The sequence below is a fragment of the Streptomyces sp. CBMA152 genome (genome assembly GCF_014596475.1).
Lineage (GTDB): Bacteria > Actinomycetota > Actinomycetes > Streptomycetales > Streptomycetaceae > Streptomyces.
This window is the reverse complement of the sequence record NZ_MECJ01000004.1, coordinates 24,811-44,125: the sequence shown is the minus strand read 5'-3', so window position 1 is coordinate 44,125 and position 19,315 is coordinate 24,811. Positions and strand designations below refer to the sequence as shown.

General features: G+C 70.6%; 15 protein-coding genes. 8 read left to right on the top strand and 7 right to left on the bottom strand.

The window, feature by feature from the left end; all coding sequences use genetic code 11:
* Nucleotides 1–8 precede the first annotated feature (8 nt).
* The 6 genes from BG418_RS04630 to BG418_RS04605 form a co-directional block, all read right to left on the bottom strand.
* Nucleotides 9–1,334, bottom strand: a complete 1,326-nt coding sequence (locus BG418_RS04630; RefSeq protein WP_188272387.1) for a M20/M25/M40 family metallo-hydrolase — start codon at nt 1,332–1,334, stop codon at nt 9–11.
* Complete coding sequence (locus BG418_RS04625; protein ID WP_188272386.1) at nt 1,327–2,160, bottom strand: M55 family metallopeptidase; 834 nt, start codon at nt 2,158–2,160, stop codon at nt 1,327–1,329. Before BG418_RS04625 ends, BG418_RS04630 begins: the two co-directional genes overlap by 8 nt.
* Before the next feature lie 63 nt (nt 2,161–2,223).
* Complete coding sequence (locus BG418_RS04620; RefSeq protein WP_188272385.1) at nt 2,224–2,949, bottom strand: class I SAM-dependent methyltransferase; 726 nt, start codon at nt 2,947–2,949, stop codon at nt 2,224–2,226.
* A gap of 104 nt (nt 2,950–3,053) precedes the next feature.
* Nucleotides 3,054–5,495 (bottom strand): SpoIIE family protein phosphatase, encoded by a 2,442-nt coding sequence (locus BG418_RS04615; RefSeq protein WP_188272384.1) that lies wholly within the window; start codon nt 5,493–5,495, stop codon nt 3,054–3,056.
* A gap of 133 nt (nt 5,496–5,628) precedes the next feature.
* A complete protein-coding gene (locus BG418_RS04610) occupies nt 5,629–8,100 on the bottom strand; it encodes an MFS transporter (RefSeq protein WP_188272504.1) in 2,472 nt (823 codons plus the stop codon).
* Between the two features lie 208 nt (nt 8,101–8,308).
* The gene (locus BG418_RS04605; protein WP_188272383.1) at nt 8,309–8,752 is read right to left on the bottom strand and encodes an SRPBCC family protein; all 444 of its coding nucleotides are present in this window, start codon (nt 8,750–8,752) and stop codon (nt 8,309–8,311) included.
* A 174-nt stretch (nt 8,753–8,926) separates the two neighbouring features.
* Here BG418_RS04605 and BG418_RS04600 point away from each other — a divergent pair, with 174 nt between their 5' ends.
* The 3 genes from BG418_RS04600 to BG418_RS04590 are packed head-to-tail and all read left to right on the top strand — an operon-like array spanning nt 8,927 to nt 10,985.
* Nucleotides 8,927–9,967 (top strand): Rv2578c family radical SAM protein, encoded by a 1,041-nt coding sequence (locus tag BG418_RS04600; RefSeq protein WP_188272382.1) that lies wholly within the window; start codon nt 8,927–8,929, stop codon nt 9,965–9,967.
* Between the two features lie 47 nt (nt 9,968–10,014).
* Nucleotides 10,015–10,416, top strand: coding sequence for a RidA family protein (locus tag BG418_RS04595; RefSeq protein WP_188272381.1), 402 nt, complete (start codon nt 10,015–10,017; stop codon nt 10,414–10,416).
* The gene (locus BG418_RS04590; RefSeq protein ID WP_398997553.1) at nt 10,413–10,985 is read left to right on the top strand and encodes a GNAT family N-acetyltransferase; all 573 of its coding nucleotides are present in this window, start codon (nt 10,413–10,415) and stop codon (nt 10,983–10,985) included. The genes BG418_RS04595 and BG418_RS04590 overlap by 4 nt, the downstream gene beginning before the upstream one ends.
* On the opposite strand, the gene BG418_RS04585 is transcribed toward BG418_RS04590, so the two are convergent.
* On the bottom strand, nt 10,934–11,509 hold the full coding sequence (locus BG418_RS04585) for an adenylosuccinate lyase (protein WP_188272380.1): 576 nt from the start codon (nt 11,507–11,509) through the stop codon (nt 10,934–10,936). The two genes, BG418_RS04590 and BG418_RS04585, sit on opposite strands and share 52 nt — an antisense overlap.
* A gap of 360 nt (nt 11,510–11,869) precedes the next feature.
* Here BG418_RS04585 and BG418_RS04580 point away from each other — a divergent pair, with 360 nt between their 5' ends.
* The 5 genes from BG418_RS04580 (at nt 11,870) to BG418_RS04560 (ending at nt 19,314) form a co-directional block, all read left to right on the top strand.
* Entirely contained in the window at nt 11,870–13,651 is a 1,782-nt protein-coding gene (locus BG418_RS04580; RefSeq protein WP_188272379.1) for a 3-hydroxyacyl-CoA dehydrogenase family protein, read from the top strand.
* 115 nt (nt 13,652–13,766) lie between these two features.
* Nucleotides 13,767–14,585, top strand: a complete 819-nt coding sequence (locus BG418_RS04575; RefSeq protein ID WP_188272378.1) for a TetR family transcriptional regulator — start codon at nt 13,767–13,769, stop codon at nt 14,583–14,585.
* Between the two features lie 402 nt (nt 14,586–14,987).
* Complete coding sequence (ccrA, locus tag BG418_RS04570; RefSeq protein ID WP_188272377.1) at nt 14,988–16,325, top strand: crotonyl-CoA carboxylase/reductase; 1,338 nt, start codon at nt 14,988–14,990, stop codon at nt 16,323–16,325.
* Nucleotides 16,326–16,339: 14 nt separating this feature from the next.
* A complete protein-coding gene (locus BG418_RS04565; RefSeq protein WP_188272376.1) occupies nt 16,340–18,352 on the top strand; it encodes a protein meaA in 2,013 nt (670 codons plus the stop codon).
* Nucleotides 18,349–19,314, top strand: a complete 966-nt coding sequence (locus BG418_RS04560; RefSeq protein ID WP_188272375.1) for a CoA ester lyase — start codon at nt 18,349–18,351, stop codon at nt 19,312–19,314. The genes BG418_RS04565 and BG418_RS04560 overlap by 4 nt, the downstream gene beginning before the upstream one ends.
* Nucleotide 19,315 lies beyond the last annotated feature (1 nt).

Below are 19,315 nucleotides of genomic sequence, written 5' to 3'. Positions count from 1 at the left end.
AACTCCCCCTATGCGGACCGCAGATAGTCGTCCAGGACGCGCACCCCGAAGTGCAGCGCGTCCACCGGCACCCGTTCGTCGACGCCGTGGAACAGGGCCTGGTAGTCGAGGCCGGGCGGCAGCTTCAGCGGCGAGAACCCGTATCCGGTGATGCCGAGGCGGGAGAACTGCTTGGCGTCGGTGCCGCCGGACATGCAGTACGGCACGACCCTGCCCTCGGGCGCGAACTTCTCCACTGAGGCGCGCAGCTTCGCGTACGTCGGCGAGTCGACGGGCGCTTCGAGGGCCACCTCTCTGTGGTGGAACTCCCAGTCCACGTCCGCTCCGGTGAGCCGGTCGAGGGTCGCGCGGAACTCCTCCTCGCCGCCCGGCAGCACCCGGCCGTCCACATACGCGGTGGCGTGCCCCGGAATCACATTGATCTTGTAACCGGCGTCCAGCATGGTCGGGTTGGCGCTGTTGCGGACGGTCGCCTCGACCAGCGCGGCGGCAGGTCCCAACTTGTCGAGCAGTTCGTCCACGTCGAAGTCGGGCGCCTGGGGGTCGGCCTCCACCCCGCACACGGCGGCGAGCTCGGTCAGGGCGGCCCGCACGGTCGCGGTGAGCCGGACCGGCCACTCGTGCTCCCCGATCCGGGCGATCGCGGCGGCGAGGCGGCTGACCGCGTTGGCCCGGTTCACCTTGGAGCCGTGTCCGGCCCGGCCGTGCGCGGTCAGCTTCAGCCAGCCGGTGCCGCGCTCGCCCGCCGCGATCGGGTAGATCTCCAGGCCGGGGCCCGCGTGGAAGGTGAACGCGCCCGATTCGCTGATGCCTTCGGTGCACCCCCGGAACAGGCCGGGGTGGTGGTCGGCGAGGAAGCCGGAGCCGTCGATCGCGCTGGCCTCCTCGTCGGCGGTGTAGGCGATGACGATGTCGCGGCGCGGGCGGATCCCCGCGCGCGCCCAGGCCCGTACGACCGCGAGGACCATCGCGTCCATGTTCTTCATGTCGACGGCGCCGCGCCCCCACACCACACCGTCGCTGACCTCGCCGGAGAACGGGTGCACGCTCCAGTCGGCCGGCTCGGCGGGCACCACGTCGAGATGGCCGTGGACCAGCAGCGCGTCGGCCGACGGGTCGGTGCCCTCGATCCGCGCCACCACATTGGTGCGCCCCCGGGTCCGCTCCAGGAGCGTGGGCTCCAGGCCGGTGGCGGCCAGGCGCTCCGCCACGTACTCGGCGGCGGGCCGCTCGCGGCAGTCGCCGCCGCCGCGGTTGGTGGTGTCGATACGGATGAGCTCCGAGGTGAACGTCACCACCTCGTCGAGTGCCCGGTCGTCGATGTGCTCAGCCATACTGCTCCTCCACCGCGGCCGAGACGATCGTGGTGACCGCCTTGAAGGTGCGGATGCCGTCGTACATGGTGTCGCTGGTGTACGCGACCCGGCGCTCGCCGGTGCGCGCCACGCCCGGGACCACCGTCGCCGCCATCGCCAGGTGTTCCGCGTCGAATTCGAGCTCCACGGTGAACGGCCCGGAGCGCACCGGATCGTGGCGCACCGCGAGCGCGGCGGCCTCCTTGGCCGCCGCCCTGACCTCGGCCGCCGTCCGCGACGGGGTGCGGCACACCGCCGCGTACCGCGAGACGTGGTCCTTGACCGCGACCTTGTGCGCGTCCCGCGCGTACCCCTCGGCGTCCGCGCAGGTCAGGTCGTCGCCGGTGACCAGGACCACCGGCACGCCGTACTCCGCGACCACATGGGCGTTGAGCAGGCCCTCGCTCGCGCGGACCCCGTTGAGCCAGACGCCGGTGATGGAATTGGCGAGATAGGTGTGCGCCAGCACGCCTTCGGTGCCCGCGCCCGTGTGGTACCCGACGAACGCGATGCCGTCCACGTCGCCGTGCTGGACGCCCTCCACCATCGACAGCGACTTGTGCCGGCCGGTGAGCATTTCCACCCGCTCGTCCAGCCGCTCCAGGAGCAGGTTGCGCATGGACCAGTGCGCCTCGTTGACGAGGACCTGGTCGGCGCCGCCGTCGAAGAAGCCCAGCGCCGCCGCGTTCACATCCGAGGTGAACAGGGCGCGGCAGCGCTCCCACTGCGGGGTGCCCGGCAGCACATCGGCGGGCCAGGTCACACCGGTGGCGCCCTCCATGTCGGCGCTGATCAGGATCTTCATGCCTCGAAACCGTACGCGCCGCCGCGCACCCTCACCAGCCCTGTGGACAACCGTCGGCCGGTATCACCCGGCCCGCCCCACGACCAGCCACGTCGAGGGCAGCTCGATGCGGGTGCCGTCGGGCCGGTACTCGGTGGTGGTCAGCGGCAGTTCGCCCCGGGCGAGCACCGTGAGACCCGCCGACTCGACGAGTTCGGGCAGAGCCGCGTCGGTGACCTCACCGGGAGTCAGGCCGTGCTCGAAGACCGGCCGGAGCTTCGCCGGCGGGCCCGCCGGGCTCTGCGCGAGGCCCATGATGACGGGCTTGGCCGACTCGGCCAGTTCCACCAGGAACGCCCGGCCGCGCTCGCCGACCAGGGTCGCGACGGCCCGGGCCAGCGGGCGCCGGTCATCCGGTTCGCACTGGTGGAGCACACCGCGTACATACACATTGGCGTCGCCCAGACGGTCGTGCAGGGCCTGGACGGCCTTCTCGTCGGTCGCGTCCAACTGGGCGAACTGGGCGCGCCCGTCCGGGTCCTGCGCTCTGGCGTGCTCGACGGCGGCGGGCGAGAGGTCGACTCCGGTGACGCTGTCGTAGCGGTCGGCGAGGAAGCGGGTCTGGGTGCCGTTGCCGCAGCCCAGGTCGATCACGGGCAGCGAGAGATGGGCCAGATGCGGCTCGAACAGGGCGAGATGGGGTCCCGCCGTCAGGGCCGGTTCGGCGTCCCAGAAGACCGCGCCCGGCTCGTCGGGCGCCTCGCGCCAGAAGCCTTCCCAGGCATCCCTGTACCGACTCGTCACGCTCATGACCGACTCCCCAGGCAGCACGCACAGTGTCAAGATCGGTCTATCGCGCCGGGAGCACGCCGACAAGCACCCGGCGCGTACCTTCACTCCGCGTTCGAGCCGGTTCAGCGCCTCGTGCGCCCCCTGCGCGCCAGCGGCACCTCGAACCACACGGTCTTGCCGTCGCCGGTCCGGCTGGTGCCCCACTCCCTGGCCAGCCGGCTCACCACCCGAAGGCCGCGTCCGGACTCGTCGAGCGGGCCCGCGTGCAGCAGCATCGGAAGCGTGTGGTCGTCGTCGACGACCTCGCAGCGCAGCGTCTCGGCCCGCACCAGGCGCAGCTCCAACTGGTGGCTGTGCGCATGCCGTACGGCGTTGGTGACGACCTCGCTGACCAGCAACTCGACGGTCTCGGCGACCTCTTCGAGGTCCCAGGCGCTCAGCTGTCCGGCCACCAGGCGCCGGGCGCGGGCCACCTCGCGCGCGTCTATGGCGAGCCGCCATTCGGCGACGTCCTCGCGCGCGATGCCGTTGAGCCGGGCCATGAGCAGGGCGACGTCGTCCTTGCGGCCGCCCCGGGTGTTGAGGGCGCGGATGATGGTGTCGCAGGCGTCGTCCATGGAGGCGGCCGGGTGCGCGGCGGACTCGCAGAGCGTCGCGAGCCCCACACCGATGTCCTCGCCCCGCACTTCCACCAGCCCGTCCGTGCACATGACGAGGCGGTCACCGGGGTCGACGGGCACGCGCGCGGTCTCGAACGGCACGCCGCCGACGCCGATGGGAGCCCCGGTGGGCAGGTCGATGAGTTCGCTGTGCCCGTCGGCGGCCCGCACCAGCACCGGCGGCACATGGCCCGCGTTGGCCATCAGGAGCTCGCCCTTGATGGGGTCGTACACCACGTAGAGGCAGGTCGCCAGATAGTGCTCGCCGAGCCGCTGGGCCAGGTCGTCGAGGTTGCGCAGCAGCTGTGCGGGCGGCAGGTCGAGGGCCGCCATGGTCTGTACGGCGGTACGCAACTGGCCCATCATCGCGGCCGAGTTGAGGCCATGGCCCATCACGTCGCCGACGACGAGCGCGATGCGCGACCCGGGCAGCTTCACCGAGTCGAACCAGTCGCCGCCGACCCGGCCGAGCAGCGTGCCCGGCAGATAGCGGGTCGCCGTGTCGCAGCCGGTCATCTGCGGGGTGACCTGCGGAAGCATCGAGTCCTGGAGGGTCTCGGCGACGCTCTCCTGGTAGGTGTACATCCGCGCGTTGTCGAGGACGAGGCCCGCGCGGGCGGCCAGTTCGGCGCCGGTCACCCGGTCCATGTCGTTGAACATCGCCCGCTCGGCGTGGCGCAGCAGGATCATGAAGCCGAGCACCACATTGCGGGCCTTGAGGGGAACCACCAGCATCGACCGGCCGTTGATCAGAGGCCGGATGTCGCGCTTTTCGAACTGCGAGGCGATGGCGGTGCCCATCTGCTCGCTGATGCGCGGGACGAGCACGGGCTCGCCGGAGGTCATGCACTGGAAGAAGGGGGTGTGCGCGGGGAACGGCATGGACTCGCCGACGGGGACGACATCGTCCCAGCGCCCCGGCTCGTCGACGTGTTCGACGGCGACCCGGTGCCACAGCGTGGTCTCGTCCGGCGGCCCGTCGGGGAACCCTTCGCCCGCGATGACCTGTTCGCGCAGATAGGTGCCCGCGACATCGGTGAAGCGGGGCACCACGGCGGCGCTGACTTCATGGATGGTCTGGGCGAGGTCGAGCGACGAACCGATTCGGCCACTGACCTCGTTGAGGAATTCCAGCCGCTCGCGCACCGCCGCGTATTCGAGGTCCTGGGCGAACTCCGGGGCGGGGAGCGGTGGTTCGAAGGCCCGTGCGTGATCGTCGTACCGCGCGGCCCGGCGTTCGGCGCGGCGGGGCACGCCCCAGTCGGGTGTCACCGGCACGCGGTCGTGCTGGCTGAACTCCAGGATGGGATAGCCGAGTTCAAGCACCTGCGAGACGATCCGGGAGCTCTCGCCGACGCTCATGCTGGGCAAGATCTCGGGCAGCCGCCCGGCGAGCTCGTCGGCGCCCTGGAACTCGGTGTGCAGCGCGAAGCCGGGTGCTATCCGCTCCACGCTGCCCCGGTCCGGGGTCTCGTGCTCGGCGTGCAGCTGCGCCGCGTCCGCCGCCAGTACGAGCAGTCGCTCGGGTCCGGGCCCGACCAGGGGATACGCCCACCACAGCACGTCGACGCGGTCCCGTCCCAGGTCGGAGAGGGTGGCGCGGCCGGCCGTCGGGTACGAGGTGAGGCCGTGCAGCGGGGCGTCGAGGCCGGGGCCGAACGCGCCGTACCCGTCGAACTCCTGGAGGATGTCGACGGGGCGGTCCGGGTCCAGGGCACCGGAGACCGGCAGCAGATCGAGCGCCGAGCGGCCGACGGCCTCTTCCCGGGCGGGGCCGAACAGCCGTCGCGCACCGGTCGACCAGTGCGACACCAGCCCGTCGCCGTCCACGACGATCACGGCAAGCGGGATCCGGCCGGCCACGGCTGACTGCCGTGGCGGTGTCGGCGGAGTGCCACTGTCCATGGGTGGAGGCTCCTTCCCGGCCGCAAGGATCTGCGGCTGTGCCCCCACCGTACGGCCATTCGCGGGCCGCGCGCGGGGCAACGCCGGAATCGGGCGCACGCCCGCGCGCCCCGCGCGAGCTGCTGAAAAATAGTCAGTCCTCGTGTCCCAGCTGGAGATCGCGCTCGGTGCGGCCACCGCCCGCGACCTGCAGCACCGTCGCCACCGGCGGATACCCGGCCGCGATCACCGTGTACTCGCCGGAGGAGAGGTCGATGAACCGGAAGGTGCCGTCGGGCCCGGTGGTGAGGGTGTCCACCACGTTGCCCGCGGCGTCGAGCAGCGTCACGCGCGCGTCCTCGACGGGACGCCCGCCACTGGCCCGCACCGTGCCGCGCAGCACCGCGCCCCCGGCGAGCTCGATGTCCTGCCGGGTCTCGCGCGCGGCCTGCACGCTCACCGGCAGAGCGGCAGGCCGGAAGGCGGGGGCGCTGGCGGCCAGGGTGTACTCGCCCGCCACCAACTCGCTGATCACATAGGTGCCTTCGCGCCCGCTGCGTGTGGTGGCGACGACCTCGCCGCGTACATCGGTGAGGGTGACGGCGGCGTCCCGGACCGGGGTGCCGTCGGCGGTGACCACCGAACCCGCGAGGCGGCCCGCGCCGCCGAGCACCACGTCGAGGTCGACCGGCCGTTCGCCGACGGTGACCGAGACGGCCTGCGGCTGGTGACCTCCGGCGGCCGCGATCAGTACGTAGCTGCCGGAGCCGGGCACGCTCAGGGCGTAGCGCCCGTCCTCGCCGCTGGCCCCTCGCCCGACCTGCTGCCCCCGTACGTCCAGGAGGGTGAGGGCGGCGCGCGGCACGATGGAGCCGTCGGGGTGCTGAACCGTTCCGCAGATCGGAACGCCGCTCGAACAGGGGGTGTTGGGGATACGCGCGTGGGGTACGGGTGGCGTTTCGATGGTGGGGGCGTTCTGGGACACCAGCGGTTTCTCCTTGAGGAAGAAGGCGAGCAGGAGGCCGAGCGCTAGCACCGGCACCAGATACAGGAAGATCCGCGGCATCGCCTCCGCGTACGCCCGGACATAGCCGTCGCGCAGCGCGGGCGGCATGGCGTGCACCAGCTGCGGGGTGATCGACTCGGGGTCGGGCAGATGCGCACCCGCCGGGAACTGCTCGGTGAGGGCATGGGCGAGGCGGTTGGTGAACAGGGTGCCGAAGACCGCGGCGCCGACGCTGCCGCCGATCTGCCGGAAGTAGTTGTTGGCGCTGGTGGCGGTGCCGAGGTCGGCGGGGTCCGCGGCGTTCTGCACGGCGAGGATCAGGACCGGCATGACCAGGCCGATGCCGATGCCGAGCACGGCCATCCAGATGCTGTAGTCGAGCCGGGGGGTGTCGACCTTGAGGCGGGACAGCAGCCACATGCCGACGGCCGAGATCGCGCTGCCGAGCACGGGGTAGATCTTGTAGTGGCCGGTGCGGCTGATGAGCTGGCCGGAGACGATCGAGGCGCCGACGATGCCGCCCATCATGGGCAGCACGAGCAGTCCGGACTCGGTGGCACTGGCCCCGTCGACCATCTGCAGAAACGTCGGCAGATAGCTCGCGGCGCCGAAGAGCGCCACGCCGATGACCGCGCCGACGAGGCCCGAGAGGGTGAAGATCGAGTCGCGGAACAGCCGCAGCGGGATGACCGGTTCGCGCGCGTAGTTCTCGACGACGACGAACAGCAGGGTCGTGCCGAGGGCGCCTGCCGCGAGCCCCAGGATGGTGCGCGAGCCCCAGGCGTACTCCGTACCGCCCCAACTGGTGAGCAGCACCACGCATGTCGACGCGGCGACCAGGAGCAGGGCGCCGAGGACGTCGAGGCGCGGGCGGGCGGTGGGCTTGGGCAGTTTCAGGACGACCGCGATGACGGCGAGCGTGACCAGGCCGAACGGGACGTTGATGTAGAAGCACCAGCGCCAGGAGGTGTGGTCGGTGAAGAAGCCGCCGAGCAGGGGTCCGGCGACCGACGCGAGGCCGAAGACGGCGCCGATGAGCCCCATGAAGCGGCCGCGCTCGCGGGGCGGCACGATGTCCGCGATGATCGCCTGCACGCCGATCATGAGCCCGCCGCCGCCGACGCCCTGGACCGCCCGGAAGGCGATCAGCTCGTCCATGTTCCGGGACCAGCCGGCCAGCGCCGAGCCGATGACGAAGACGACGATCGCGAACTGGAAGACGGGTTTGCGGCCGAAGAGGTCGCCGAGCTTGCCGTAGATGGGCAGCCCGATCGTGGAGGCGAGCAGATACGCGGTGACGGCCCAGGAGACCTTGTCCAGGCCGTGCAGATCGCCGACGATCTTGGGCAGCGCGGTCGCCACGATCATCTGGTCGAGCGCCGCGAGCAGCAGGGTGAGCATCAGCCCGAGGAAGACCAGCCGCACCCGGCGCGGACTCAGGGCGACCGGCGCCCCGATGACGTACTCGTGTGGTGCTGTCGCCTCGGCGAGGTCCAGAACGGGCTCCCCGGCCCGCCGACGCTCCCCCGAAGACCCGTCCCGCGCCCGGTCCTTGACCAGAGTGATCCCGCCCACGTCTGCTCCCCTCGTCGCGCCGCCGGTTCGGTGCGCGGCGTACATACTGCGCATTGGGCGCTAATGGGGAGCAAACGCGAAAAGGAGTGGGCGCGGGCGCACAACTCGCCCTGAACAGGCACCTGTCGACCGCCCCATCAGGGTCTTTCACGCAGCCCGGAGTGCGCGGGCGCACCACCGGGCCACCGCGAAAACCACTCGAACCGGTGACGTCGACCGGATTCGAGTGGGAGTAACTCCTCGGCCTGGAGGGCTACTTCTCGACCTCGGCCGCCAGCTTGGCGAGCACCGCGTCGTAGATACGGGCGAGGCCCTTGGGGGCGAAGGTCTTCTCGAAGAAGCCGCCGATGCCGCCCGCGCCGTTCCAGACCGTGGTCACGACGACCTTCGACCGGCCCTCACCGGCCGGGGTGACCGTCCAGGTGGTGACCATGGACGAGTTGCGGTCCTTCTCGACGAGCTGGCCCTCGGTCGGCTCGGCGACCTCCAGGAGGCAGTCGCGCACGCGCTTGCTGGTGGCCTGGAGCTTCCAGTGGACGAGGGTGCCCTCGCCGTCGCCGCCCTCGCGCACCTGGTACTCGCTGAAGTGCTCGGACAGGAGCTTGGGGCGGCTGTCCTTGTAGTCGGCCACGGTGTCGAACACCGTCTCCGGGCTCGCCGCGATGATCCGCTCCGTGGTGGCCTCGACCTGCGCCATGGCTCTTCCTCCAGCACTCGTGACATCCGGGGGGTGCGCCCGGATTCGGGGTGGTCAAAGCCAATCACCTCGGGGGCGGGCCCCAAAATCGGGGTTGCTGCGATCATGGGAACAGGTGTTCTATTCTGAGCTCAGTGCTGCGAAGTGTTACGGAAGAGGCCCGAGGAGGCGTTCATGCGCTGGGACAATCTGGCCGAGAATGACCCGGTGCCACCGGGAGCGGGCCGCACGGCCGCGCTGTTCGACGCGGACGCGGTGGTCACCCGTACGTTTGACACCCCCGAGTTCCGCGGGGTCACCTTCCACGAGGTCCGCGCGCGTTCGATCGTGAACCGGGTGCCCGGGGCGTCGCAGATGCCGTTCGAGTGGACGGTCAACCCCTACCGGGGCTGCACGCACGCGTGCGTGTACTGCTTCGCCCGCAAGACGCACAGCTATCTCGACCTCGACACCGGGCTCGGCTTCGACTCGCAGATCGTGGTGAAGGTCAACGCGCCCGAGCTGCTGCGCCGCCATCTGGCGTCGGCGCGCTGGCAGGGCGCGCACATCGCGATGGGCACCAATGTCGACTGCTACCAGCGGGCCGAGGGCCGCTACCGCTTGATGCCGGGCATCATCGAGGCCCTGCGCGACCACGCCAACCCGTTCTCGATCCTCACCAAGGGCACGCTGATCCTGCGCGATCTCGAACTGCTGCGGCAGGCGGCCGAGGTCACCCATGTCGGCATCTCGGTCTCGGTGGGCTTCGTGGACCACGAGCTGTGGCGCACGGTCGAGCCGGGCACGCCCGCGCCCGAGCGCCGCCTCGACGTCGTACGGACCCTGACCGAGCACGGCATCGACTGCGGGGTGCTGATGGCGCCGGTGATCCCGTTCCTCGGCGACCACCCCGACCAGCTGCGCGCCACGGTCCGCGCGATCGCCGCGTCCGGCGCGACCTCGGTCACCCCGCTCGTCCTGCATCTGCGGCCGGGTGCGCGCGAGTGGTTCATGCAGTGGCTCGGCGAGCACCATCCGCATCTGGTGCGGCGCTACGAGCGGTTGTACGCGGAGGGTGCGTACGCGCCGAAGTGGTACCAGCGCCGGATCACCCGGCAAGTGCACGATCTGGCGGCGGAGTTCGGCATCGGCCCGGCGCACCGGGGCGCGGCCCGGCGCATTCCGCAGCGCGTGGAAGCGGAGCCGGTCGGCCCGACCCAGCTCACCCTGCTCTGACCGAAACCCGGTGCCCGATTGTCAGTGGCATGGGTCAGGATGGGCCCATGACTTCGCTTACGCATATCGCCACCCCGGACGGCGTCGCGCCCGGTGTCAACTACAGCCATGTGGTGTGGGGCACCGGCCGGTTCATCGCGATATCCGGCCAGTGCGCGTTCGACGAGAAGGGGAACGTGGTCGGCGAGGGCGACCCGGCGGCGCAGGCGCGGCAGATCTTCGAGAATCTGCGCCGCTGCCTGGAAGCCGCGGGCGCGACCTTCGACGACGTCGTCAAGCTCACCGTCTTCGTCACCGATGTCGCGTATCTGCCCGCGATACGCGAGGCCCGCGACGCCCACATCAACAGCGGCCGCCTGCCCGCCAGTTCGGCGGTCCAGGTCTCGGCGCTCTTCCGCCCCGACCTCCTGATGGAGATCGAGGCGTACGCCGTGGTGTCCGACCGTTGACCCTGGATCCGTTGACCCTGGACGTACGCGTACGCGAGATGACCACCGCGGACTGCGCGGCGGTCGCGACCGTACGCATCAACGGCTGGCGCACCGCCTACCGGGGCCTGATGCCGCAGACGTATCTGGACGGCCTGAGCGAGGAGCGGGACGCCGCGTGGCGCCGGGAGTATCTGGCGCGCGGCGATACCTCGGTGCTCAACGTGGTCGCGGAACGCGGCGGCGAAGTGATCGGCTGGGGGTGCTACGGGCCGTACCGGGACGACGAGGACGGGCGGAGCGCCGACGGTGAGGTGTACGCGCTGTATGTGCACCCCGACCACTGGTCGACGGGCGCGGGGCGGCTGCTGATGGCCGAGCTGACCGCCCGCGCGGTCGCCGACGGCCGTCCCGGACTGCTGCTGTGGGTCCTGGAGCGCAACGAGCGGGCCCGGCGGTTCTACGAGCGCGCCGGGTTCGCGCCCGACGGTGGCAAGGAGGACTTCGACGTGGCCGGGGTCGCGGTGCCCGAGGTGCGTTATGCGATGCGCCTCAGTGCCACCGCGGCGGCCGACGCCAGGCGGGGCTGAGCCAGCGCCGTCTCCAGTACCTCCACCGCTCGTTTGTCGCCCAGCTCCCCCAGGCCCTCCACACAGGCCAGCGCCACCCGCCAGTAAGGGGTGTCGGGCGAGAGCAGCGGTCGCAGGGTCGCGATCAGCGCCGGCACGGCCTCCGGGGCGCGCAGCGTCGTCAGCAGCCGCACCGGATGCAGGGCGTACGCGGTGCGCAGCTCGTTGGTGGCGAGGGCCGCGGCCGCCCGGGCCGTCCGGGGATCGCCGAGCCGTGCCAGGGCGTAGGCGGCCGCGACGCACCGCGCCGCGTCGCGGTGGTTGAGCAGCAGCACCAGCGACTCGAACGCCCGGCGGTCCCCGGCGCAGCCGAGGCGGAAGGCGGCGATCTCCCGCGCCCAGAGCGGCCGTTCGCGCTCGGTGAGCACGGCCGCCAGTTCGTCGTGGTCCCGGGTCGAGAGCAGTCGCTCGTACGCAGCCGTCGCATCCGACGCCCTGGCCTCGTCCCGCACCCGGTCGGCAAGGGACCGGAGCTCCTCGTCCATGGGGGAAGGGTAGTGGCCCGGCGAGGACACAGGGCGAGCCAGATCACATCGGTTCCGCTTGTCCGGGGACTGGCGCGCTCGTTACTCGCCAGTTAATCTCAAGTGAGCGGGTACCCCCCGCGAACTCCGGCGGCCTGGTGACGCAGCCGCCGCGAGTGTTGTCGGTTCGGCAGTTCACACGACGTGGCCCCGGGACAGGGTCCGTCGGCTCTCAGCACCACGACTCACAACTCCCGCACGCCGTGCGCCCGTCGGCAGCTCCGCACACCGCCGACGCACCCGTACGTCTTCCTCGCGACAGCCGTATCCACCGGCCGCGTGCGCCCTCTCCTCAGTCGTCACTCACCCAGGAGTCCCGTGATGGACACCCCCCTGAACACCGTCGCCGTGGTCGGTCTCGGCACCATGGGCACCGGCATCGCCGAAGTGCTGGCCCGCGCGGGCCGCGAGGTCATCGGCATCGACATCAGCGAGCACGCCGCCCGCCAAGCCGTGGCCTGTCTGGAGGCGTCCACCGCCCGCGGCGTGGCCCGTGAGCGCATCACCGAGGAGGAGCGGCGCGACGTCCTCGCCCGGTTCCGCACCTTCACCGACCTCCAGGCCGCGGCCGACGCCGACCTGGTCATCGAGGTCGTGCCGGAGTCGTACGAGCTCAAGCAGCAGGTGTTCGCCGCGCTCGACGCGATCGTCTCGCCCACCGCGATCCTGGCGACCGGCACCAACGCCCTGTCGGTGACCCGGCTCGCCGCCGAGTCGTCGCACCCCGAGCGCGTCCTCGGGCTGCACTTCTTCAACCCGGCCCCGGCCATGAAGCTCGTCGAGGTGGTCTCCTCGGTGCTGACCGCGCCGCCCGCCGTGGACGCGGTCACCCGGCTCGCCCTGGAGCTCGGCAAGGAGCCGGTGGCGGTCGGCGACCGGCCGGGCTTCGTCGCCGACGGGCTGCTCTTCGGCTACCTCAACCAGGCCGCCGCGATGTACGAGGCGAAGTACGCCTCCCGCGAGGACATCGACGCCGCCATGAAGCTGGGCTGCGGTCTGCCGATGGGCCCGCTCGAACTGCTCGACCTGATCGGCATCGACACCGCCCGCACGGTCCTGGAGGCGATGTACACCGCGTCCCACGACCGTCTGCACGCCCCCGCGCCGATCCTCGGCCAGCTCACCGAGGCCGGTCTGACCGGCCGCAAGTCGGGCCGCGGCTTCTACGCGTACGAGGCTCCGGGCAGCGCGGCCGTGGTGGCGGACGCGCAGACACGGTCCACCGCCGAGGGCACCACCGTCGGCCGCCCCATCCGCTCGGTGGGCGTCGCCGGTTCCGGGACCATGGCGTCCGGCATCGCCGAGGTCTTCGCCAAGGCCGGTTACGACGTGGTGCTCGCCGCCCGCGGCCTGGAGAAGGCCGAGACCGCGAAGTCCCGTATCGCCAAGTCGCTTTCGCGCTCGGTCGACAAGGGCCGGATGACCGCCGAGGCCCGCGACGAGACGCTGGCGCGGATCTCTCCCGCAGGTGCCCTCGAATCCTTCGCCGAGGTCGATCTCGCCGTCGAGGCGGTCGCCGAGGACCTGGAGGTCAAGCAGCAGCTGTTCGCCTCCCTGGACAAGATCTGCAAGCCGGGCGCGGTGCTCGCCACCACCACGTCCTCGCTGCCGGTCGTCGCCTGCGCCCGCGCCACCTCGCGCCCGCAGGACGTCATCGGGATGCACTTCTTCAACCCGGCCCCGGCGATGAAGCTGGTCGAGGTGGTCCGCACGGTCCTGACCTCGGACGAGGTCCACGCCACCGTCCGCGAGGTCACCACGAAGATCCGCAAGCACCCGGTGGACTGCGGCGACCGGGCCGGGTTCATCGTCAACGCGCTGCTCTTCCCGTACCTCAACAACGCGATCAAGATGGTCCAGGAGCACTACGCCTCCCTGGACGACATCGACGCGGCGATGAAGCTCGGCGGCGGCTACCCCATGGGCCCGTTCGAACTCCTCGACGTGGTCGGCCTGGACGTCTCGCTCGCCATCGAGAAGGTCCTGCACGCCGAGTTCCGCGACCCGGGCCTCGCACCCGCGCCCCTCCTGGAGCACCTGGTCGCCGCCGGGTGCCTGGGCCGCAAGACGGGCCGTGGATTCCGCGAGTATGCCCGGCGCTGAGCCGTGGGCTTCCCCCGACCACCGGCCGGGGGAGGGCTGGGGCGGGCTGCTCGAACCCTCGGGCGGCCCGCCCCCGCGAGCGCGACTTCCTGCACATATGCAGTACGTTCGGTCCATGCCCCAGCCCGCTGCCTCATCGAAACGGCCGTCCCGCACGTCCGCCACGCCCGACGCCCCGGAAAGTGCCGCCGGCAGCCGCGCGGCCGCCCAGCGGCTCAAAATGCGCCGCGAACTGGCGGCCGCGGCAATGGAGCTGTTCTCGGCCAAGGGGTACGAGGCCACGACGGTCGACGAGATCGCGGCCCGCGCCGGGGTCGCCCGCCGCACCTTCTTCCGTCACTTCCGCTCCAAGGAAGAGGCGATCTTCCCCGACCACGACGACACCCTCGTACGGGCCGAGGCGGTGCTCAACGCCGCTCCCCCGCACGAGCATCCGCTGGACACGGTGTGCCGGGGCATCAAGGAGGTCATGAAGATGTACGCGGCCTCCCCCTCGGTGTCGGTCGCGCGCTACAAGCTGACCCGTGAGGTGCCCACCCTGCGGGAGGCGGAGATCGCCTCGGTGGCCCGCTACGAGCGGCTGTTCACGCGTTATCTGCTGGGCCACTTCGACGAGCACGACCACCAGGCCGGCAACGACGACCCGCTGCTCGCGGAGGTCGCCGCGTCCGCCGTCGTCACCGCCCACAACCATGTGCTGCGGCGCTGGCTGCGGGCCGGCGGCCAGGGCGATGTGGAGACCCAGCTGGACCACGCGTTCGCGATCGTCCGGGACACCTTCGGCAGCGGGATCGGCGCGGGCCGCACGGCGAAGCCCAAGCCCGCCGCCGCGTCCGTCTCCACCGGTGACGAGGTGCTGGTGGCGGTGGCCCGTACCGACGCCTCGCTGGACGAGATCATGCAGTCGATCAAGAAGGCGCTCAAACAGCGCTGACCCCGGCACCACCGGACCCCGACAGAGCACCCGAAAGCCGCCCACACCAGGGCGGCTTTCGTGTTTTCCGGCCCCGGACAGAAGCGGAATCGATCGATCATCGCTCATCCGTGCAGGTCATTACGCAATTGAGAGAAATTGTTGGCACGCAGTGTCTTGCCCACTGGCACCGCGTGCCATACGTTGATGTTGTCCGGGCGGCCGGCGTGCAGAGACCTTTCGTACGCCGGCTGTCCCCGCAAGCCAATGGCGAGCGCGCCCGGACGCCTGCGTCACAGGCACCCCTCCGCGCCCACCAGGCGCCGCCGTATCGCCGAAGTACCGCCGAACCGACGGCACACCTCCACAGCAGCAGTCCCTCAGCGTTCCCCCGAAAAAACGTGCTTCGCCGGAGGCATCACCGTGAAGGAAATTCTGGACGCGATTCAGTCGCCGGACAGTACGTCCGCCGACTTCGCCGCCCTGCCGCTCCCCGACTCGTACCGCGCGATCACCGTGCACAAGGACGAGACGGAGATGTTCGCCGGGCTCACCACCCGCGACAAGGACCCCCGCAAGTCGCTGCACCTCGACGAGGTGCCGGTGCCCGAACTCGGGCCCGGCGAGGCCCTGGTGGCCGTCATGGCCTCCTCGGTCAACTACAACTCGGTCTGGACCTCGATCTTCGAGCCGATGTCCACCTTCGGGTTCCTGGAGCGCTACGGCAAGCTCAGCGAGCTCACCAAGCGCCATGACCTGCCGTACCACGTCATCGGCTCCGACCTCGCGGGCGTCGTGCTGCGCACCGGCCCCGGCGTCAACGCCTGGCGGCCCGGCGACGAGGTCGTCGCGCACTGCCTCTCCGTCGAGCTGGAGTCCTCGGACGGCCACAACGACACGATGCTCGACCCCGAGCAGCGCATCTGGGGCTTCGAGACCAACTTCGGCGGGCTCGCCGAGATCGCGCTCGTCAAGTCCAACCAGTTGATGCCCAAGCCCCAGCACCTCAGCTGGGAGGAGGCGGCCGCGCCCGGTCTGGTCAACTCCACCGCGTACCGCCAGCTGGTCTCGCGCAACGGCGCCGGCATGAAGCAGGGCGACAACGTGCTGATCTGGGGCGCCAGCGGCGGACTCGGCTCCTACGCCACGCAGTTCGCGCTCGCCGGCGGCGCCAACCCCATCTGTGTCGTCTCCAGCGACCAGAAGGCGGACATCTGCCGCTCGATGGGCGCCGAGGCGATCATCGACCGCAACGCCGAGGGCTACAAGTTCTGGAAGGACGAGCGGACCCAGGACCCGAAGGAGTGGAAGCGCTTCGGCAAGCGCATCCGCGAGTTCACCGGCGGCGAGGACATCGACATCGTCTTCGAGCACCCCGGCCGCGAGACCTTCGGCGCGAGCGTCTACGTCACGCGCAAGGGCGGCACCATCACCACCTGCGCCTCCACCTCGGGCTACATGCACGAGTACGACAACCGCTACCTGTGGATGTCCCTGAAGCGCATCATCGGCTCGCACTTCGCCAACTACCGCGAGGCGTGGGAGGCCAACCGGCTGGTCGCCAAGGGCAAGATCCACCCGACGCTGTCCAAGGTGTACTCCCTGGAGGAGACCGGGCAGGCCGCCTACGACGTGCACCGCAACCTGCACCAGGGCAAGGTCGGCGTGCTGGCCCTGTCCCCCCGCGAGGGCCTGGGTGTGCGCGACCACGAGCTGCGCGAGAAGCACATCGACGCCATCAACCGCTTCCGCAACATCTGAGCACGGAGCGATACATGACTGAGCGTCACAAGGACCGGCCCTGGCTCATGCGGACGTACGCCGGCCACTCCACGGCCGAGGCGTCCAACGAGCTCTACCGCCGCAACCTGGCCAAGGGCCAGACCGGCCTCTCGGTCGCGTTCGACCTGCCGACGCAGACCGGCTACGACCCGGACCACATCCTCGCCCGCGGCGAGGTGGGCCGGGTCGGGGTCCCGGTCTCGCATCTGGGCGACATGCGGCGGCTGTTCCAGGAGATCCCGCTGGAGCAGATGAACACGTCCATGACGATCAACGCGACCGCGATGTGGCTGCTCGCCATGTATCAGGTGGTCGCCGAGGAGCAGGGTGTGGACATCACCCTGCTCCAGGGGACGACGCAGAACGACATCGTCAAGGAGTACCTGTCGCGCGGGACGCATGTCTTCCCGCCCGGTCCGTCGCTGCGGCTGACCACCGACATGATCACCTACACGGTGAACAACATCCCCAAGTGGAACCCCATCAACATCTGCAGCTACCACCTCCAGGAGGCCGGGGCCACCCCGGTCCAGGAGATCTCGTACGCGATGTCCACCGCGATCGCCGTCCTCGACGCGGTGTTCGCGTCCGGGCAGATCCCGGACGAGCGCAAGGGCGAGGTGGTCGCGCGGATCTCGTTCTTCGTGAACGCGGGTGTGCGGTTCGTCGAGGAGATGTGCAAGATGCGGGCGTTCGGCCGCATCTGGGACCAGGTGACGCGCGAGCGGTACGGCATCGAGAACGCCAAGCAGCGCCGCTTCCGCTACGGCGTCCAGGTCAACTCCCTGGGCCTGACCGAGGCGCAGCCGGAGAACAACGTCCAGCGGATCGTCCTCGAAATGCTGGCCGTGACGCTCTCCAAGGACGCACGCGCGCGTGCCGTGCAGCTGCCCGCCTGGAACGAGGCGCTGGGCCTGCCCCGCCCCTGGGACCAGCAGTGGTCGCTGCGCATCCAGCAGGTCCTCGCCCATGAGAGCGATCTCCTGGAGTACGAGGACATCTTCGCCGGGTCGCACGTCATCGAGGCCAAGGTCGACTCGCTGGTCGAGGAGTGCCTGGCCGAGATCGAGCGGATCCAGCAGATGGGCGGCGCGATGGCGGCCGTCGAGTCGGGCTACCTCAAGTCGCAGCTGGTCTCCTCGCACGCCGAGCGCCGCGCGCGCATCGAGGGCGGCGAGGAATTGATCGTCGGCGTCAACTGCTACGAGTCGACCGAGCCCAGCCCGCTCACCTCGGATCTGGACACCGCGATCATGACGGTCGACCCGGCCAACGAGGCCCGGGTCGTCGCCAAGCTGCACCAGTGGCGCGACAACCGGGACGAGACCCGGGCGTCCGAGGCGCTGGCCGCGCTGAAGAAGGCCGCGGCCGGGACCGAGAACCTGATGGCCGCGACCCTGGAGTGCGTCCGCGCGGGCGTCACCACGGGCGAGTGGTCCTGGGCGCTGCGCGATGTGTTCGGCGAGTTCCGCGCTCCCACCGGTGTGTCGTCCGCCCCGGTCGCCGTCCCCGCCGAGGCGGGCACACCGCTCGCCCTCGTCCGCGAGAAGGTGACCCGTACGGCCGACGAGCTGGGCGCCGGACGGCTGCGGCTGCTCGTCGGCAAGCCGGGCCTAGACGGCCACTCCAACGGCGCCGAGCAGATCGCGGTACGCGCGCGTGACGCCGGTTTCGAGGTGGTCTACCAGGGGATCCGGCTGACCCCCGAGCAGATCGTCAACGCGGCGCTCGCCGAGGACGTGCACTGCGTGGGTCTGTCGATCCTGTCCGGCTCGCACGCCGAGCTGGTGCCGGACGTCCTCATGCGGCTCCGCGAGGCCGGCGCACCCGACATCCCGGTGATCGTCGGCGGGATCATCCCGCCCGCGGACGCCGAGGAGCTGTGCCGAGCGGGTGTCGCCGCGGTATTCACCCCTAAAGACTTCGGTATCACGGAGATCATCGGACGTATCGTCGACGAGATCCGGAAAGCGAACAAGCTCGACCCTCTGGAGGTCTCCGCATGACCAGCTCTGTCAACCGTCTCCGGCCGCGCCGCTCGTGCCTGGCCGTTCCGGGCTCGAACCCGCGCTTCCTGGAGAAGGCGCAGGGCCTCCCCGCCGACCAGGTCTTCCTGGACCTGGAGGACGCCTGTGCGCCGCTCGCCAAGCCGGAGGCCCGGCACACCATCGTGAAGTTCCTCAACGAGGGCGACTGGACCGGCAAGACCCGGGTCGTGCGGGTCAACGACTGGACGACCGAGTGGACGTACCGCGATGTCGTCACCGTCGTCGAGGGCGCGGGCCCCAACCTCGACTGCATCATGCTGCCGAAGGTCCAGAGCGCCGAGCAGATCGTCGCGCTCGACCTGCTGCTCACCCAGATCGAGAAGACGATGGGCTTCGAGGTCGGCAGGATCGGCATCGAGGCGCAGATCGAGAACGCCCAGGGCCTCAACAACGTCAACGCCATCGCGCAGGCTTCCCCGCGCGTGGAGACGATCATCTTCGGCCCGGCCGACTTCATGGCCTCCATCAACATGAAGTCCCTGGTCGTCGGCGAGCAGCCGCCCGGGTACCCGGCGGACGCGTACCACTTCATCCTGATGAAGATCCTGATGGCCGCCCGCGCCAACAACCTCCAGGCGATCGACGGCCCCTACCTCCAGATCAAGAACGTCGACGGCTACAAGGCGGTCGCGCAGCGCGCCGCCGCCCTCGGCTTCGACGGCAAGTGGGTGCTGCACCCCGGCCAGGTCGAGGCGGCCAACGAGGTCTTCTCGCCCTCGCAGGAGGACTACGACCACGCCGAGCTCATCCTCGACGCGTACGAGTACTTCACCTCCGAGGCCGGCGGCAAGAAGGGCTCGGCGATGCTCGGCGACGAGATGATCGACGAGGCCAGCCGCAAGATGGCGCTGGTCATCTCGGGCAAGGGCCGGGCGGCCGGTATGCAGCGCACGTCGAAGTTCGAGATCCCGGAGGCGTGAC

Bases quoted from the DNA above. Each gene is read 5' to 3' on its own strand.
- BG418_RS04630 (WP_188272387.1), bottom strand. From the start codon at position 1,334: ATGGCTGAGCACATCGACGACCGGGCACTCGACGAGGTGGTGACGTTC.
- BG418_RS04625 (WP_188272386.1), bottom strand. From the start codon at position 2,160: ATGAAGATCCTGATCAGCGCCGACATGGAGGGCGCCACCGGTGTGACC.
- BG418_RS04620 (WP_188272385.1), bottom strand. From the start codon at position 2,949: ATGAGCGTGACGAGTCGGTACAGGGATGCCTGGGAAGGCTTCTGGCGC.
- BG418_RS04615 (WP_188272384.1), bottom strand. From the start codon at position 5,495: ATGGACAGTGGCACTCCGCCGACACCGCCACGGCAGTCAGCCGTGGCC.
- BG418_RS04610 (WP_188272504.1), bottom strand. From the start codon at position 8,100: ATGTACGCCGCGCACCGAACCGGCGGCGCGACGAGGGGAGCAGACGTG.
- BG418_RS04605 (WP_188272383.1), bottom strand. From the start codon at position 8,752: ATGGCGCAGGTCGAGGCCACCACGGAGCGGATCATCGCGGCGAGCCCG.
- BG418_RS04600 (WP_188272382.1), top strand. From the start codon at position 8,927: ATGCGCTGGGACAATCTGGCCGAGAATGACCCGGTGCCACCGGGAGCG.
- BG418_RS04595 (WP_188272381.1), top strand. From the start codon at position 10,015: ATGACTTCGCTTACGCATATCGCCACCCCGGACGGCGTCGCGCCCGGT.
- BG418_RS04585 (WP_188272380.1), bottom strand. From the start codon at position 11,509: ATGGACGAGGAGCTCCGGTCCCTTGCCGACCGGGTGCGGGACGAGGCC.
- BG418_RS04580 (WP_188272379.1), top strand. From the start codon at position 11,870: ATGGACACCCCCCTGAACACCGTCGCCGTGGTCGGTCTCGGCACCATG.
- BG418_RS04575 (WP_188272378.1), top strand. From the start codon at position 13,767: ATGCCCCAGCCCGCTGCCTCATCGAAACGGCCGTCCCGCACGTCCGCC.
- BG418_RS04565 (WP_188272376.1), top strand. From the start codon at position 16,340: ATGACTGAGCGTCACAAGGACCGGCCCTGGCTCATGCGGACGTACGCC.
- BG418_RS04560 (WP_188272375.1), top strand. From the start codon at position 18,349: ATGACCAGCTCTGTCAACCGTCTCCGGCCGCGCCGCTCGTGCCTGGCC.